Consider the following 16,867-nt stretch of genomic DNA (forward strand, 5'->3'; position numbering starts at 1 on the left):
GAGGAAGCGACCATGCCACCCATCCCCTTACCCGCCGAGACGGCCGGCGCGATCTTCCCGTACACCCCTGCGGCGTGCGTTAATCTGAGACTCGTCCTGTGCTCTCACTGCGAGCGGGCGGCGCATGTCTCACCGCGGTTCCACGAGGTACGACTCGGCGGCCAGGCAACTGGAGCAGGCCGCCGCGCGCATCGGGTCCGGCTCCCGCGCCGTGATCGGCCTGGTGGCGATCGTCGCGGCGGTTCTCGGCGCCGTGCCCCCCGTCAGGTGGTCGTGGCTGGTGCCCGCGCTGACGGTTCATGTGCTCTGGACCGTTCTCTTCCTGCGGGTGGCCTGGCTGCGCGGGCCGCTGCCTTCCTGGCTGGCGGCCGGTGATGTCACGATCACCGTCGCGTTCTGCCTGGCCCAGCGTCACCTCGTGGCGCTGGACGCGCTCGCCGCGAACGCGAGCTGGGTCTCCGGGCTGGTCACCATGAGCGTGGTCGTCGCCGGCATCGCCTGGCGGCCCTCGATCGCCGTGCCCGCGGGGCTGGCCGTGGCGGCGGCGTACCTGATGGGGGCCCGGTTCGCGGCGCCGCAGCAGGACGTCGTGAGCACGCTCGCGATCCACCTCCTGCAGATCCTTTCCATCGCGGTGCTGATGACGATGCTGCGCCGATCGGCCGCCTCGGCCGACACGTCCCTGCGCGACAGCGCCCGTGCGCAGGTCGCGCTCATGGTCGAGCGGCTGCGCCGCGAGGACGAACTACGCCAGGTCGGCAGCGTCCACGAGACGTCGTTGCACACGCTGACCATGGTCGGCCTCGGCACGTACGAGGGCCCGTCGGACACGCTGCGCCGCCAGGCGGTGACCGACCTCGCGGCCCTGGAACGGCTGCGCGACACGCCGCACGCCGGTGCCGCGGCCATCGCTCTCGACGCCCTGCTCGACGAGGTGGCCGGCCGGGCCACGAACCTGGAGGTGCGCAGAAGCCTGACGCCGGAGACGGTGCCGGGGGAGGTCGCGGAGCGGTTCGCCCGCGCCGTCAACGAGGCGCTGGCGAACATCACCCGGCACGCCGGCGTGCGCGAGGCCGAGCTGGTCTCCAGCAGCCGCGACGGCGAGATCCGGGTAGAGGTCGCCGACGCGGGCGCGGGCTTCGACGTCGAACGGGTGCCGTCCGACCGGTTCGGCGTACGCGGCTCGATCCTCGGCACGATGCGCTCCCTGCCGAACGCCGGCGCCGACATCCGCTCGGGCAGCGAGGGCACCCGGGTGAGCCTGTGGTGGCGGCCATGACCGGTGACATCGAGGAGGTGGCGCACCGCTACACGCTCTACACCGCCATCGGCGCCATCGTGATCACCACGGTCTGGCACACCGGCTACGACCTCACCGTCACCGTCACCGGCTGGGACTCCTTCCGCTGGCCCCTGCTCGCGGCGGCGGCCTGGATCGCCTACACCGTGATCGGCGTCGTCGCCGCGCTGTCGTTGTTACGCACGTACACCGGGCCGGCCCGGGCACGTGAGCTGGCCGTCGCCGTGCTCGTCATCGACGTCGCGGTGATCGTGGCCTGCCGGCCGCAGGACCTGATCGGTCCCATCGACTGGGGATGGGGGTCGGTGGGGTGGCTCGGCGTCATGCTGCTGTGGAACCGGCCGCGCTGGCGGGCCGAGGCCATCGCGTTCCTGTCGGCCAACGCCGGCATCATGCTGGCGGCGATGATCGCCACGGGCACGGTCGACCGCGTCTCCCTGGCCAAATACCTGATGGTCATCGTCGGCGGTGTCACGCTCCAGCTCGGCTACATGACCGGCTGCCACATCCTGCGCGTACGCGCCGAGGACGCCGCGCTGCTGGCCCGCAAACTCGCCTCCGACGACGCCTGGCGCCTGTCCGCCCAGCGCATCCACACCGACCGGCTGCGCCGCTACGAAGCCATCCGCGAGGTGGCGGAGTCGATGCTCAAGCAGCTCGCGGACGGCGCCGACCCCGGCGACCCCCGCGTGCGCGACGACTGCACCTCCGGCGCCATGCGGCTGCGGCGCCTCATCACCGAGCGCGAGGAGGTGCCGGACGAGCTGGTGTCCGCGCTGCGCGAGCGCATCGACGCGGCCGAGCGCCGGCAGGTCCTGGTGACGGCGCCGCCGTTCGGCGAGCGCATGCCCGCGCTGCCCGACGGCGTACGCGAGGACCTGCTCAAAGCACCCGTCGCGGCCCTGGACGGCGCGCGGACGAGGGCCAGGGTGACCGTGTCCGCGATGTCGGCCATGGTGAGCGTGGCGGTCGTCGCCGACAACGACGACCTGCAGGTCAGCCCCGATCCGGTGCACGAGCCGAGCGGGGTCGTCGTCACCTATCAGCGGCAGGGAGGGGAGGTATGGGTCAACAGCATCTGGCAGCCGGCATGACGGGACCCGTGACGGTGGCGCTGGTGGAGGACCACCAGGTCGTGGTGGACGGCGTGCGCTCATGGTTCGGCTCGTACGGCCAGGTGGAGCTGGTCGCGCAGGGGCCCACCATCGAGTCGGTCCGCGGCACGCCCGCCGACGTGCTGCTGCTCGACCTCAACCTCAACGGCACCATGGTCATCGACCGGGTGGCCAAGCTGTGCGCGGGCGGGCAGCGGGTCATCGTCTTCTCCGAGCACGAGGAGCCGGAGACGGTGCGCGCGGTCCTCGACGCGGGCGCCTCGGCCTTCATCGGCAAGGGACGGGCGACCCGCGAGTCGTGCCTGGAGACGATCCTGGAGGTGGCCGCCGACCGGCCGAGCGTGACGCCGCCGATGGCTCAGGCCATCGCCACGGACGAGGGGCCGCACCGGCCGCAACTGTCGGACAAGGAACGGGCGGCGCTGCTGTTCTGGTTCCAGTCGATGTCGAAGGCCTCGGTGGCGGCGCGAATGGGGATCAAGGAACGGACCGTGCGGCAGTACATCGACCGGGCGAGGGTCAAGTACGCGGCGGCCGGCCGGCCCGCGCCCACCAAGGAGAAGCTGCTCATCTGCGCCATCCAGGACGGTCTGCTCCAGCCGGACGAGGTGACCGTCTACACGTCGCTGGCCGCTCGCACACCATCCGATCGGGGATGACGCCTGGCCTCGGTCCTCCCGGCAGGAGGGGGCCGGCAGGGCCGAGGACCAGGTCAAGACGTGTGCTCAGCGCCGCCCGCGGACGAGCTCGGCGGGATCGAAACCGACGGCGAACGGTGTCGTCAGGTGCGCGACATCGCCCGCCTTGTAGGCGACCGGTGGATCGTACGTGTCGCCGTTGAGTTCGTGAACGTAGAGCGTCGGCTCGTTTGCCAGCTCGATGCGCCAGTAAGAGGGGACGCCCGCCTTCGCATAGAGGATGGCCTTGGTGCCTTCGTCGACCATGATGGTGCTCGGACTGCCCACCTCAACCGCCAGGAGCAGGTCGGCGGGCGAGAACATGAGCCCCACGGTCTCCGATGCCTCCTCGGGCACCACGACGAGGTCCGGGATGACGAAATCCTTGTCGGTCAGCCTGACGTTGACCGTCGACAAGGGCTCCAACTCGGGCGGCGACGCATCATCGAGGATACGCTGCAGACGATAGAGGGCCCGCTGGTGTGGGGGTGCGGGGGAAGGGCTCACTAGTAGGCTCCCGTTGAAGAGCTCGTATCGGTTCCCGTCGTCGGGGAACTCGAGCAGGTCATCGACGGTGAACGGCGGCGCACCAGGGAGAACCGTGCGCCCAGTCGTCGGCTCGTCCGCGGCCGATTCGCTCTTCGGTTCGATCGTCGCCATTGCGGTCACCCACTCAGTATCGGGAATCTCGCCCTCGCCCACATGCTACTTACCCGATTCCCGCTACTCGCGGTAACGAAAAAACCACTCTGCGAGTGGGGTGCCATCCCCCGCGGGACTGAAACTTTCATCCCCTGCCTGAGCTGCATGGAAAGCCCTTTCCACAGCTCATCCCGGTAAGTCCCCGGAAATGGCGAGAAGCTGACACGTCCAGTTATTTGTACGACCTTCCCCGGTCAGATACCGTCCCGGCGGGAGCGCTCCCAACCATCGGAACCCCCCGTCCGGAATACGGAGACCGCCATGCCCCGAGTCCGATCCCACCCGCGGCGCGTCCTGGCGCTGCTGCTGTCCGTGGTGACGCTCTGCGCCATCGCACTGTACGGCCCCATGACCGGCACGGCCTCGGCGCACGGCTCGGTCATCGACCCGGCCTCGCGCAACTACGGCTGCTGGCTGCGCTGGGGCAGCGACTTCCAGAACCCCGCCATGCAGCAGCAGGACCCGATGTGCTGGCAGGCCTGGCAGGACAACACGAACGCCATGTGGAACTGGAACGGGCTCTACCGCGACAACGTCGGCGGCAACCACCAGGCCGCGATCCCCGACGGCCGGCTCTGCAGCGCCGGCCACACCCAGGACGGCCGCTACCGCTCGATGGACACGCCGGGGCCGTGGACCACGACCACGCTCGGCGGCACCTTCGACATCCGGCTGCACGACCAGGCCCGCCACGGCGCCGACTACATCAGGGTCTACATCACCCGTCAGGGCTACGACGCCACCACCACGCCGCTGGGCTGGAACCACCTGGAGCTCGTCCGCGAGACCCCGCGCTACGCGCCGGGCGAGACGTACCTGATCAACGGCATCGGCAAGGGCTCGCGCACCGGCCGCCACGTGGTCTACACGATCTGGAAGGCCTCGCACATGGACCAGACGTACTACATCTGCAGCGACGTCGACTTCCGCTGAGCCGCCACCCGCGCCGGGCATTCGTGCCCGGCGCGTCAGCGGCGGGTCGAGGCGCGTACGGCCAGCTCTATCGGGTGCAGGCGTTGCGTGCCCGCCGGGGCGGCCCCCGCCAGCAGCTCGAACAGCAACTCGGCGCAGCTCGCCCCGGCCTCGCGCGGACGCAGGTCGATCGCGGTGATCGGCGGGTCGGCCAGACGGGTGGCGGCGCTGTCGACGCACGAGGCGAGCAGCACGTCGCCGCCTGACTCGCGCAGCAGGGGCGCCACCTCGGTCGCCGCGCCCGCGGGCGCGCACACGAGGGCGTCGAGCGGTGCGGAACGGAGCAGGTCGCGGGCGGCGGCGCGCACCTCGTCGCCCGTCGCGTCGAAGGACACCCGCCGTACGAGCGGCGCCACCCCCTGGCCGGCGCACCAGCCGAGATAACCCTGGTGCAGGCTGGCCGCCCAGTCGCTCTCGTCGCCCGCCACGATGAGCGCGGGCCGCGCCGCCCCGGCCGAGCGCAGGTGGCCGAGCAGCCGGGTGAGCATCTCGGCGTGCTCGGACCACACGACGCCGTCGGCCTGCCGGTCGCCGGGGAAGCGTTCGCAGGAGACCGTGGGCAGGCCCGTCGCCATCAGGCGCTCCACCACCGGGTCGCCGCCGAGCGGGTCGCCGAGCACCAGGCCGTCGACCCGCGGCGGGCGCGGGCGCCGCTGGCCCGAGGTGATCAGGGTGACGTCGTAGTCGTGTCGCGCGGCCCGCTCGACCACGCCGAACACGAAGGACATGTAGTAGGACGAGCGGGTGAGCACCTCGGGCACGTGCAGGCCGATGGTGCCGGTGCTGGCCCTGCGCAGGTGGCGGGCCGAGCCGTTGGGCACGTAGCCCAGCCGCTCGGCGACCTGGGCGACCGTGGCGCGCGTCGCCTCGGACACCCGCCCGGAGCCGCGCAGCGCGTCGGAGGCCGTCGTCTTGGACACCCCCGCCTCCTTGGCGACGGTGAGGATGGTGACCGGCTCGTCTGTCTGCACGCCCGCATCGTAGCCCGCCCGGTAAACGATGTGTTTCACCTGGGCTCGGGGTCTTGTCCCGCTCCCGCGTTCCGCATTAGGTTGGCGCGAAACCGTTGCCGGAACGTTCCGGCATACGAAAGGGGCGGAGCGTTGCACCTGACCACGGGGAAGCGTCCCCATCCTCTCGATCCCCTCGCCGCGCAGGAGATCGACGAGGTCAGGCGGATCCTGATCGAGGAGGGCCTGCTGACCGAGTCGGTGCGCGTGGCCTACCTCGGCCTGGAGGAGCCGCCGAAGGACGAGGTGCTCGCCGGCGGGGAGAGCACGCCGTCCGGCCGCCGCGCCCGGGTGTTCCTCATCGACCTCGCCACCGAGGTCTCCTCCGACGTGATCGTGTCGCTCGGCGACGGAGAGGCGGGCGCGCGGATCGAGTCGCGCACGCCGATCGACCCGGCCGTCAGCGGCCAGGTGCCGATGCTGGACGAGGAGCACGCGCTGGTCAGGCGGGTGCTCAGGGAGGACGCCGGCTGGGCCGAGGCGCTTGCGCGGCGCGGGATCACCGACCCGGCGGGCGTCTATCTGGCCGCGCTCAGCGCGGGCCACTACGGCCTGCCGGCAGAGCGGGGCCGCCGGGTCGCCCGGGTCCTGGCGCACGTGATGCCCACGCCGCAGAGCCTGCCGTGGGCGCACCCGGTGGACGGCCTGGTCGCGTACGTCGACCTGGTCAAGGGCGCGGTCCTGGAGATCGTCGACACCGGGCCGCAGCCCGTGCCCGCCGAACCCGGCGACTACACGCAGGGACCCCACCGCACCACGCAGAAGCCGATCCGCATCACCCAGCCGGAGGGCCCGAGCTTCACCGTGGACGGCCCGCACGTCACCTGGGAGAAGTGGAGCCTGCGGCTCGGCTACGACATGCGCGAGGGCCTCACCCTGCACCAGATCGGCTTCGAGGACGGCGGCCGGGTCCGGCCGGTCGTCTACCGGGCGTCGGTGGCCGAGATGCTGGTGCCGTACGGTGACCCGAGCCCCGTGCGGTTCTGGCAGAACTACTTCGACACCGGCGAGTACCAGCTCGGCAAGCTGGCCAACTCGCTGGAGCTCGGCTGCGACTGCCTCGGCGAGATCACCTACTTCGACGCGGTCGTCACGGACGGCGCCTGCGTGCCCAAGGTGATCACGAACGCGATCTGCATGCACGAGGAGGACTACGGCGTGCTGTGGAAGCACACCGACCCGGCCAACGGCTCCAGGGAGACCCGCAGGCAGCGCCGCCTGGTCATCTCGTTCTTCGTCACCGTGGGCAACTACGACTACGGCTTCTACTGGTACCTCTACCTCGACGGCACCATCGAGCTGGAGGTCAAGGCCACCGGCATCGTCTTCACCGCCGCCTACGACGACCGGGCCGCCCCGTACGCGTCGGAGGTCGCGCCCGGCCTCGCGGCCCCCTACCACCAGCACCTGTTCGGCGCGCGGCTGGACATGACGGTGGACGGCGTGGCCAACGCGGTGGAGGAGGTCGAGGTGGTCCGTCATCCGATGGGCCCCGGCAACCCGTACGGCAACGCCATCGGCAGGGCCGCCACCCGCCTGCGCACGGAACGCGAGGCCCGGCGCGACGCCGACCTCGCCGCCGAGCGCACCTGGCACGTCGTCAACCCCTCGGTGCGCAACCGCCTGGGCCGCCCGGTCGGCTACGCCCTGTTCCCCGAGGGCAAGCCGACCCTCCTCGCCGCCGAGGGCTCCTCGATCCGCAGCCGCGCGGAGTTCGCCACGCGGCACCTGTGGGTCACCCGCTACCACCCAGCGGAGCGTTATCCCGCCGGGGACCTGGTCAACCAGCATCCCGGCGGCGCGGGCCTGCCCGCCTACACCAGGGCCGACCGCGACATCGACGGGCAGGACATCGTGCTGTGGCACACGTTCGGCCTGACGCATTTCCCCCGCGTGGAGGACTGGCCGATCATGCCGGTCGACACGTGCGGGTTCGTACTGAAGCCGGTCGGGTTCTTCGACCGCAACCCCACGCTCGACGTCCCGCCGAGCGCCGCCGAACGTTCCTGCCACTAGAGGAGTAGAGGCCCATGCGTCCCATACGCCTGGCCTGCGGTGTCGCGGCCGCCCTGCTGGCCACGGCCTGCGCCGCCACCGGAACGACCACCCAGCCCTCCACCGGCCCCCAGGCGGAGGCCGCGCCCGGCTACCTCGCCGTGGCCGACGACGCGCTGCCCTCGGGCGGCACGCTCAATGTGCAGGTCCACATCGACAGCGGCGCGGCCACCGGCTACGACCCGCAGCTCGCCGACGTCGCCACCACCTGGCAGCTGCTCTCGCTGTCCTACGAGACCCTCGTCACCGTGGGCCCCGACTTCGGCATCGAGCCGCTGCTGGCCGAGAAGTGGGAGACGCCCTCACCCACCGAGTACGTCTTCCACCTGCGCGAGGACGTCTCGTTCAGCAACGGCAGGAAGATGACGGCCGACGACGTGGTGGGCAGCTTCGAGCGGCTGCTCGCGTCCGAGTCGGTGTGGCGCGGCCAGCTCGGCCCGGTCAAGTCGGTCGCCAAGGACGGCGACCACACGGTGAAGGTCACGCTGAAGGAGCCGTACACGCCGTTCCTGGCGGCCCTCGCCAACGTGCCCGCCGCCGTCCTGCCGATGAAAGAGATCGAGGACAAGTCGGTCGATCCGGCCACCACGCTGCTCGGCACCGGGCCGTACGTGGTGGAGGACCACCGCCAGGACGTGTCGTGGACGTTCAAGCGCAACGAGAAGTACTGGGCGAAGGGCAAGCCCGCGGCCGACACCCTCAACATCACCATCGCCCCTGAGGAGGCCGCGCGCATCGCCGCCCTGCAGAACGGCAGCGCCGCCCTGGCCACGCTGGGCAACGTCGACTCGGCCGGCATGCTGGCGGGCGCCCGTGACGTGCAGGTCGTCACCCAGGCCACCACGGACTTCTACTACCTGATGCTCAACACGAAAGCGCCTGATTCCAAGTTCGCCGACCCCAAGGTGCGCCAGGCGATCAACATCGCGCTCGACCCGCAGCAGATCGCCGACATCGCGCTCGGAGGCAAGGGGAAACCGAGCGCCGTCACCCCGGCCGGCCTGCCGGGCGCCTGCGACCCCGCCGCGCTGCCGTCCGCCTCCAAGACCATCGACGAGGCCAAGAAGCTGCTGGCCGAGGCGGGCGCCGAGAACCTGACGTTCACGCTCAGCATCTACTCCACCCAGCCGGCCCCCGCCGTCGCCCAGGTGATCCAGCAGAACCTCCAGCAGGCCGGCATCACCGTCAAGATCGAGCAGATGGACGAGGCGAGCTGGTCGGGCAAGGTGTACGGCAAGGCGCCCGCCGAGTTCGACGCCGCCCTGTCGTGGTTCGCCGGCTACGCCGACCCCGGCATGGTCACCAAGTGGTGGAACCCGGAGGAGGCCGGCTTCAACGTCGGCTTCATGACGCCCGGCAAAGAGCTGAACGCCCTCATCGGCGCGGCCGGCAAGGAGCCCGCCGGCGCCGCGCGCGAGAAGGCGCTGGCCGCCGTGTGCGCCGCGGCCGACGCGGACGCGCAGATGATCCCGCTGGTCACCCGCCCCGCCACGGTCGCCTACAGATCCGACGCGCTCAGCCCCAGCCTCTACTCCACCGAGGGCTACGGCAACGTGCTGCGCCTGGTCGCCGACGCCCGCGTGAAGAAGTCCCAGTAACCATGCGGCTGCTGATGTGGTGGTCCGGCCGGGCGCTCAGCTCGGCCGCGACGCTCCTGGGCGTCTCCGTGCTGATCTTCGCGGCCGTCCGCCTGATGCCCGGCGGCTTCGCGGAAACCGTGCTCGGCCCGTTCGCCACCCCCGAGCAGAAGGCGGAGCTGGCCACCCGCTACGGGCTGGACCAGCCGGTGTTCATGCAGTACGGCCACTGGCTGGCCGCCGTCGCGGGCGGCGACTTCGGCATCTCCATGATCAGTCGCCAGCCGGTCGGCGCGGAGCTGCTGGCCCGCCTGCCGGTGACCGCCGAACTGTCCCTGCTGGCCGTGGCCGGCAGCGTGCTGGCCGGGGTGCCGCTCGGCGTGCTCACCGCCGTACGCGCGCGGCCGGGCGGCGGCGGGGCGGCCGGCCGGCTGCTCAGCGGGCTCGGCGTCAGCGTGCCGGAGTTCGTGCTGGGCAGCCTCGTCGTCTTCGTCTTCTCCCGGTACGCGCTCGGCCTGGAGATCGGCGCGTGGGTGCCGTTCACCGAGGACCCCGCCCGCAACCTGGCCACGATGGTGCTGCCGGCCGCCGTCCTGTCGGTGTTCGCCATCTCCGTCACCGCCAGGACCACCCGCGACGCCGTCATGGGCGTGCTCGTCGAGCCGTACGTCACGGCGGCCGTCGGGCGCGGCGAGTCGCCGTGGTTCATCGTCAGGCACCACATCCTGCGCAACGCCGCCGCGCCGGTGGTCACGCTGCTCGGCACGATCATCGCGTACCTGCTGGGCGGGGCACTGATCGTGGAGCACGTGTTCAACCTGCCGGGCATCGGCTCGTACATCGTGCAGGCCGTCGGCCGCCGCGACTACGCGGTCGTGCAGGCGGGCGTGCTGCTGGCGGCCGGCGTGTTCATCGTGATGAACGTGGTCATCGACCTGCTCGTCGGGGTGCTCGATCCCCGGCTCGGCGTCACGGCGGGGAGGCGCTCATGAAGAGGCTGGACCGGCTGTCCATCGGCGGGCTGGCCTGCCTGCTCGTGCTCGTGCTGCTCGCCCTGGGCTCGCTCGCCGGGGCCGGGGGCGACCCGGACGCGATCGTCGGCCCGCGCCTGCAGCCGCCGGGGCCCGGCTGGTGGCTGGGCACCGACAACCTGGGCCGCTCGATGGCGCCGCGCGTCATGGAGGGCGTGGGCACGACGCTGCTGCTGTCGTCGCTCGCCGTGCTGGTGACGGCGGCGGTCAGCGCGACGTTCGGCATCGTCGCCGGATACCGTGGCGGCTACCTGAACGAGCTGGTGATGCGCCTGGTGGAGGTGCTCTACTCCTTCCCGGCCATCGTGCTGGCCGTCCTGGTCGCCGCCGTGCTCGGCCCCGGCCAGGTCGCGGCGCTGGCCAGCATCGTGCTGGTGACGATCCCGCTCATGACGCGGCTGGTGCGGGCCGCCGCCGTGGCCGTCTCGCAGCGCGACTACGTCACCTCCGCCGTCATCAGCGGCGCCCGGCTGCCCCGCGTGCTCGGGCGTCACGTGCTGCCGAACGTGGCCGGCACGATCGCCGTGCAGGGCACGTACGCGCTGTCCGTCGGCATCGCGGTCGAGGGCGGGCTGAGCTTCCTCGGCTTCGGCGTGCAGCCGCCGCAGGCCTCGCTCGGCGTGCTCATCCAGCAGGGCGGCACGTACATGATCGCCGCGCCCTGGCTGGTCCTCGGGCCCGGCGTGGTGCTGGTGGCGGCCATCCTGGCGATCAACGTGGTGGGCGACGGGCTGCGCGACCGGCTCGAACCCCAGGAGACGAGGTCACTGACATGAGCCTGCTCTCAGTGCGGAATCTGGTGATCGACTACGCGGAGACCCGCGCCCTCGACGGCGCCGACCTGGACGTCGCTCCGGGGGAGAAGGTCGGGCTCGTGGGCGAGAGCGGTTCCGGCAAGTCCACGCTGGGCTCCGCCGTCGGGCGGTTGCTGCCGCGGACGGCGCGGCGTACCGGCGGGGAGGTGCTGGTCGCGGGGGAGCCGGTGTTCGACCTGCCGCCGGCCGCGCTGCGCCGGCTGCGCAGGAGACACCTGGGGTTCGTCTTCCAGGACCCGATCGGCTCGCTCGACCCCACCATGCGCGTCGGCGCCCAGCTCCGGCTCGTGCTCGGGCGCGGCGCCGATGTGAACCCGCACCTGGAGCGGGTCAGGCTCGACGACCCCCGCGTGGCGCGCGCGTACCCGCACCAGCTGTCGGGCGGCATGGCGCAGCGGGTGGCGGTCGCCATGGCCATGGCCGCCTCGCCCGAACTGCTCGTCGCCGACGAGCCGACCGCCGCGCTGGACAGCCAGGTGCGCGAGGAGGTGCTGAACGTGGTGTTCTCACTGGCCGCCGACGCGGGGACGAGCCTGCTGTGGCTCAGCCACGACCTGCCCGCCGTGGCCCGCCGCTGCGACCGCGTCGCGGTCATGTACGGTGGCCGCGTCGTCGAGCACGGCCCGGCCCGCGAGGTGCTCGGCAAGCCCGGCCACCCGTACACGGCGGCGCTGGCCGGGTCGGCCCCCGCGGCGGCGGCCCACGGCGCCCGCCTGGAGCCGGTGCCGGGACGCCCGCCCGTGCTGACCGGGCCGTCGCCGGGCTGCGCGTTCGCCCCGCGCTGCGCGCTCGCCGTCGACCGCTGTCACCACGAGCGCCCCGGCCCGGTCCGGGTACGCGACCAGGACGTCCTGTGCCACCGGGCCGGCGAGGTGACGGCATGACCGGCACGCGGGCGATCCTCGAACTCGACGACGTGACCGTCACCTTCACGGCCGGGCCGCCGCTGCGGCGCATCCGGCTGAACGCCATGAGGCACGTCTCCCTGTCCGTGGCCAAGGGGGAGACCCTCGGCCTGGTGGGGGAGTCGGGCTCGGGCAAGACGACCACCAGCCGGGTGGCGCTGGGCCTGCACCGGCCCACCGGCGGCACCGTCAGGTTCGACGGCCGCCCCTTCCCCAGGCGGCGGCGCGAGCTCGCGGGCCGGACGCAGGCCGTGCTCCAGCATCCGCACTGGTCGCTCAACCCGAGGATGCGCGTCGGCCAGAGCGTCGCCGAGCCGCTGGCGGTGCTCGGCCGCCCCGTGGGCGATCTCGTCACCGAGATGCTCGGCCACGTCGGCCTGGAGGAGTCGTTCGCCGGCCGCTATCCGCACGAGCTGTCCGGCGGCCAGCGGCAGCGGGTCTCCATCGCCCGCGCGCTGGTCACCAGGCCCGACTTCATCGTCTTCGACGAGGCGGTCAGCGCCCTGGACGTCTCCGTACAGGTGCAGATCCTCAACCTGATCCGCGACCTGCAGAAGGAGTACGGCTTCAGCGCGCTGTTCATCTCCCACGACCTCGGCGCGGTCCGCTACGTCGCCGACCGGATCGCGGTGATGCGCGCGGGCGAGGTCGTGGAGACGGCCGACACCGCCACCTTCTACACCGCGCCCGCCCACGAATACTCCCGGCAACTCTTGGAGGCCCTGTGACCGACCAGCCACGGCTCGCCCAGCCGTCCGCGTTCGCCGCGGGGGTGCCGCGCAACGCGGACCTGCCGCTGACCCCGCAGCCCAGCCCGGGGCGCGGGTCCGTGCCCTTCGACCTGCCCGGCGTGCACGTCGGCACCGCCGAGTACGGCGAGGGCCCCACCGGCTGCACGGTGATCCACGTCCCGGCGGGCGCGCGTACGGCGGTGGACGCCCGCGGCGGCGCGGTCGGGATGAGCGGCGGCTACGACTTCAACCACGCCGTCTGCCTGGCGGGCGGCTCGGTCTACGGGCTGGCCGCCGCGACGGGCGTGAGTGACGAACTGCTCGCCCGCAGGGAGAACCGGACCAGGTGGGACGACCTGCAGCTCGTGTCCGGCGCGGTCATCTACGACTTCTCCTGCCGCGACAGCGCCGTCTACCCGGACGCCGAGCTGGGCAGGGCCGCGCTGCGCGGGGCGCGGGAGGGCCTGTTCCCGGTGGGCCGGTGCGGCGCGGGCCGCACGGCCAGCGCGGGCAAGGTGGAGTTCGGCCGGGCCGAGTTCGCCGGCCAGGGGGCCGCGTTCGGGGCGTTCGGGGAGGCGAAGGTGCTGGTCGCGACCGTGGTCAACGCCGTGGGCGCGGTGGTGGACCGGAACGGCACGATCGTACGCGGCAACTACCACGCCGGCGAGGGCGCCCGGCGCCACCCGCGCGACGACTATGCCGCGACGATCGGCGAGCCCGCTCCCGCCGTCATGGGCAACACCACGCTGACCGTGATGGTGACGAACGTACGGTTGACGGACGGCGAGCTGCTCCAGGTGGGCAGGCAGGTGCACAGCTCCATGCACCGCGGCATCCAGCCGTTCCACACCCTGACGGACGGCGACGTGCTGTTCGCGATGACGACCGACGAGGTGGATCTGGCGGGCGTCAAGCCGACGGCGCTCGGGACGCTGGCGTCCGAGGTCGCGTGGGACGCGATCCTGAGCGCGGTGGAGTAGGCGTGCACACCTTCCCCCGGTACGCCGCCGCCGACCCGGCGCAGGTGACCGCCCTGGTCAGGGAGAACCCGTTCGCGCTGGTCGTGAGCACGGTCGACGGCGTGCCCGTGGCCACGCACGTGCCGGTCGTCCTCGAAGGAACCGCCGTCGCCGGCGGCACGCTGCTCGGCCACCTGGCACGCGCCAATCCGCACTGGCGCTCGTTCGCAAGCTCGCCCGACGTGCTGGTGATCTTCTCAGGACCGCACGGGTACGTCTCGCCCACCGTGTACGCCACCGACCCGGCCGTGCCGACCTGGGACTACGCGGCCGTGCACGTGACCGGCCGGGTGGAGCTCCTGGACGACCCGCTCGACGCGCTCGACGTGGTGGAGCGCACGGTCACGGCCCTGGAGTCGCTGCGGGAGCCGGCCTGGGAGCCCACCGCCGCCTCCCGTGACCGGTTCCGCGCGCTGCTGCCCGGGGTGGTGGCCTTCCGGGTGCACGTACGTACGGAACAGAGCATCTTCAAGCTGAGCCAGGATCTCGACGCGGAGCGTTACTCCCGGGTCCGCGACGCGGCGGCCGCGCGGAACCTGGGCCTCGCCGAGCAGATGCGCAGGGCCGGGTGCGGGGCGCTCAAGGAGAGGCCCGACGGCTGGCCGGTGGACGGGCCGGTGGACAGGGCTGTGGGACAGGGCTGAGGGTTAAATCATGACATTTCCTGCTTTTGTGTCCAGTCAGAGTGAACCCCGTGCCCGCGGCGAGGAACTCGGCTCCCGTCGCCGTACGGCCATCGCCGCCAACCTGGCCGGCTACACCGACCTGTTCAGGGCCGCGGGCGCCACCCCGGCGCAGGTCCGCGCGTGGGGCGAGCAGGCGCTCGACCGCAGCGCCGCCTGGGCGCCCCGGCTGGCCGACGAGATGGCCGGGATCGCGTCAGGGGCCGGGCTGGAGCCGTGGCAGGTCGCCGTGGTCAACGCCAGGACCGAGATCCTGGCCGCCGTCCACGCGAGCGGCGAGGGGGAGTGCTCGACCTCCGTCGTGCTGTCGGGGCCCGGCCTGCCGCCGCGTACGGTGCAGACCTGGGACTGGCACGATCACCTGCGCGACGCCCCCATGGTGTGGGAGCTGGAGCCCCGCCCGGGGCACGTCGTGCGCACGTTCACCGAGGCGGGGGTGCTGGCCAAGATCGGGGTGAACACGGCGGGCCTCGGCGTGCACTTCAACATCCTGCGCCACGACACCGACACCGCCGAGGTGGGCGTGCCCGTGCATCTCATCGCCCGCCGCATCCTGGAGGAGGCGGCCACCGTCGAGGAGGCCGCCGCGATCGCCCGTTCGGCCACGGTCTCGGCCTCCACCGTCATCACCGCCGTGACCGGCGAGGGCGCGGGCGCGATCGAGATTTCGCCGGCCGGCGTCGCGGTCGTCCCGCCCGGCCCCGGCGGCGTCCTGCTGCACTGCAACCACTTCTTGGACCCGGCGCTGGCCGAGGGGGAGCGGCACGCCACGGAGCGGCCCGGCACCTACGATCGCCTGCGGCACCTGCGCGACCACGCCGTCGAGCTGGGCGGCGACGACCTCACCGAACGGGCGCTCGCGATGCTCAGCCACGCGCCCGAGGGAGCCCCCGTGTGCGCCCATCCCGACCTGTCGCAGCCGATCGACCAGCGCTGGGAGACGCTGGCCACGATCGCGCTCGACCTGACGGCGGGGCGGCTGCGGGTGCACCAGGGCGGTCCCTGCCGGGTGACCGAGGCGACCTGGCAGACGTTCTGAGCACCGGCCCGTCAGCTGAACGCGCCGATCCCGGTGAGCGCCTTGCCGAGCACCAGCGTGTGGATCTCCGACGTGCCTTCGTAGGTCAGCACGGACTCCAGGTTCACGGAGTGCCTGATCACGGGGTATTCGAGGGTGACGCCGTTCGCGCCGAGCAGCGTGCGGCACTTCCTGGCGATCTCCAGGGCCTCGCGCACGTTGTTCAGCTTGCCGGCGCTCACCTGCTCGGGGGTGAGCGTGCCGGCCTCCTTCAGCCGCCCGAGGTGCACCGCGAGCAGCAGGCCCTTGCCCAGCTCCAGCGCCATGTCGGCGAGCTTCTCCTGGGTGAGCTGGAAGGAGGCGAGCGGCCTGGCGAACACCTCGCGGTCGCCCGCGTACGCGATCGTGGTCTCCAGGCAGTCGAGCGCCGCCCCCATCGAGCCGAACACGATCCCGAACCGCGCCTCGTTGAGGCAGCCCAGCGGCCCGGACAGGCCCCCGGCGCCCGGCAGCATCGCCGCGGCCGGCAGCCGCACGCCGTCGAGCACCAGCTCGCTGGTCACGCTGGCGCGCAGCGAGATCTTGTGCTTGACGTCGTTCACGGTGAAGCCGGGCGTGCCCGCGGGGACCAGGAACCCCCTGACGCCCTCGTCCGTGCGGGCCCAGACCACCGCGACGTCCGACACGGAGCCGTTGGTGATCCACATCTTGGTGCCGTTCAGCACCCAGTCGCCGCCCTCGCGCTTGGCCGTGGTGCGCATGCCCGAGGGGTCGGAGCCGAAGTCGGGCTCGGTCAGGCCGAAGCAGCCGATGCGCTCCCCGGCCGCCATCGCGGGCAGCCACTCCTGCTTCTGCTCCTCGCTGCCGTACTTCCAGATCGCATACATGGCCAGCGACCCCTGCACCGACACCAGGCTGCGCAGCCCGGAGTCGGCCGCCTCCAGCTCCAGGCAGGCCAGCCCGTACGACACCGCGCCCATGCCCGCGCAGCCGTAGCCGTCGAGGTGCATGCCGAGCACGCCGACCGAGCCCAGCGTGCGCGCCAGTTCGCGCGCGGGCAGGTCGCCGTCCTCGAACCAGCCGGCGACGTGCGGCCTGATCTCGCGGTCGCAGACGCGCCTGACCGTGGTCCTGATCTCGCGCTCTTCCTCGGTCAGCAGCGTGTCGAGGGCGAACAGCTCGGTGGGTGCGATCATGACTTCTCCGGATTTTGGATCCAATATTGAAAATCCAATATGCCACGGTTAGGGTGCGTTG

16 protein-coding genes are annotated in these 16,867 nt (G+C 72.2%); 13 read left to right on the forward strand and 3 right to left on the reverse strand.

Translation table 11 applies throughout. The features are described 5' to 3' along the window. The first annotated feature begins 124 nt into the window (after positions 1-124). From E1295_RS20215 to E1295_RS20225, 3 genes are read left to right on the forward strand one after another with little or no spacing between them, the layout of a single operon-like run. Positions 125-1,279: an ATP-binding protein gene (locus E1295_RS20215; protein WP_132631889.1), complete on the forward strand. Its 1,155-nt coding sequence runs from the start codon at positions 125-127 to the stop codon at positions 1,277-1,279. Next, complete coding sequence (locus E1295_RS20220; RefSeq protein ID WP_132631890.1) at positions 1,276-2,394, forward strand: hypothetical protein; 1,119 nt, start codon at positions 1,276-1,278, stop codon at positions 2,392-2,394. The genes E1295_RS20215 and E1295_RS20220 overlap by 4 nt, the downstream gene beginning before the upstream one ends. Further along, on the forward strand, positions 2,391-3,074 hold the full coding sequence (locus tag E1295_RS20225; protein ID WP_181958017.1) for a response regulator: 684 nt from the start codon (positions 2,391-2,393) through the stop codon (positions 3,072-3,074). Before E1295_RS20220 ends, E1295_RS20225 begins: the two co-directional genes overlap by 4 nt. A 66-nt stretch (positions 3,075-3,140) precedes the next feature. On the opposite strand, the gene E1295_RS20230 is transcribed toward E1295_RS20225, so the two are convergent. Next, complete coding sequence (locus tag E1295_RS20230; RefSeq protein ID WP_132631892.1) at positions 3,141-3,752, reverse strand: Uma2 family endonuclease; 612 nt, start codon at positions 3,750-3,752, stop codon at positions 3,141-3,143. Positions 3,753-4,055: 303 nt separating this feature from the next. On the opposite strand from E1295_RS20230, the gene E1295_RS20235 reads away from it, so the two are divergent. Next, positions 4,056-4,727 carry a lytic polysaccharide monooxygenase auxiliary activity family 9 protein gene (locus E1295_RS20235; protein WP_132631893.1) on the forward strand — a complete coding sequence of 224 codons (672 nt, stop codon included), beginning with the start codon at positions 4,056-4,058 and terminating at the stop codon, positions 4,725-4,727. 35 nt (positions 4,728-4,762) lie between these two features. Here the strand turns inward: E1295_RS20235 and E1295_RS20240 are convergent, their stop codons facing one another. Then, entirely contained in the window at positions 4,763-5,737 is a 975-nt protein-coding gene (locus E1295_RS20240; RefSeq protein WP_220448806.1) for a LacI family DNA-binding transcriptional regulator, read from the reverse strand. A 132-nt stretch (positions 5,738-5,869) separates the two neighbouring features. On the opposite strand from E1295_RS20240, the gene E1295_RS20245 reads away from it, so the two are divergent. Genes E1295_RS20245 through E1295_RS20285 form a run of 9 tightly spaced genes read left to right on the forward strand, consistent with a single transcriptional unit; the run spans position 5,870 to position 15,631 of the window. After that, entirely contained in the window at positions 5,870-7,792 is a 1,923-nt protein-coding gene (locus tag E1295_RS20245) for a primary-amine oxidase (protein WP_246080155.1), read from the forward strand. 14 nt (positions 7,793-7,806) lie between these two features. Continuing rightward, the gene (locus E1295_RS20250; RefSeq protein WP_132631895.1) at positions 7,807-9,429 is read left to right on the forward strand and encodes an ABC transporter substrate-binding protein; all 1,623 of its coding nucleotides are present in this window, start codon (positions 7,807-7,809) and stop codon (positions 9,427-9,429) included. Between the two features lie 2 nt (positions 9,430-9,431). Beyond that, entirely contained in the window at positions 9,432-10,400 is a 969-nt protein-coding gene (locus tag E1295_RS20255; protein WP_132631896.1) for an ABC transporter permease, read from the forward strand. After that, complete coding sequence (locus E1295_RS20260; RefSeq protein ID WP_132631897.1) at positions 10,397-11,215, forward strand: ABC transporter permease; 819 nt, start codon at positions 10,397-10,399, stop codon at positions 11,213-11,215. The genes E1295_RS20255 and E1295_RS20260 overlap by 4 nt, the downstream gene beginning before the upstream one ends. Then, a complete protein-coding gene (locus E1295_RS20265; protein WP_132631898.1) occupies positions 11,212-12,138 on the forward strand; it encodes an ABC transporter ATP-binding protein in 927 nt (308 codons plus the stop codon). Before E1295_RS20260 ends, E1295_RS20265 begins: the two co-directional genes overlap by 4 nt. Further along, positions 12,135-12,887, forward strand: coding sequence for an ABC transporter ATP-binding protein (locus tag E1295_RS20270; protein WP_132631899.1), 753 nt, complete (start codon positions 12,135-12,137; stop codon positions 12,885-12,887). Before E1295_RS20265 ends, E1295_RS20270 begins: the two co-directional genes overlap by 4 nt. Next, positions 12,884-13,870: a P1 family peptidase gene (locus E1295_RS20275; protein ID WP_181958018.1), complete on the forward strand. Its 987-nt coding sequence runs from the start codon at positions 12,884-12,886 to the stop codon at positions 13,868-13,870. Before E1295_RS20270 ends, E1295_RS20275 begins: the two co-directional genes overlap by 4 nt. A 2-nt stretch (positions 13,871-13,872) precedes the next feature. Continuing rightward, positions 13,873-14,553 (forward strand): FMN-binding negative transcriptional regulator, encoded by a 681-nt coding sequence (locus E1295_RS20280; protein WP_166427318.1) that lies wholly within the window; start codon positions 13,873-13,875, stop codon positions 14,551-14,553. A gap of 28 nt (positions 14,554-14,581) precedes the next feature. Beyond that, the gene (locus E1295_RS20285; RefSeq protein WP_246080157.1) at positions 14,582-15,631 is read left to right on the forward strand and encodes a C45 family autoproteolytic acyltransferase/hydrolase; all 1,050 of its coding nucleotides are present in this window, start codon (positions 14,582-14,584) and stop codon (positions 15,629-15,631) included. An 11-nt stretch (positions 15,632-15,642) separates the two neighbouring features. Here the strand turns inward: E1295_RS20285 and E1295_RS20290 are convergent, their stop codons facing one another. Continuing rightward, positions 15,643-16,806 (reverse strand): acyl-CoA dehydrogenase family protein, encoded by a 1,164-nt coding sequence (locus E1295_RS20290; RefSeq protein ID WP_132631902.1) that lies wholly within the window; start codon positions 16,804-16,806, stop codon positions 15,643-15,645. Positions 16,807-16,867 lie beyond the last annotated feature (61 nt).

Origin of the sequence: Nonomuraea mesophila (assembly GCF_004352805.1) — a bacterium.
Lineage (GTDB): Bacteria > Actinomycetota > Actinomycetes > Streptosporangiales > Streptosporangiaceae > Nonomuraea > Nonomuraea longispora.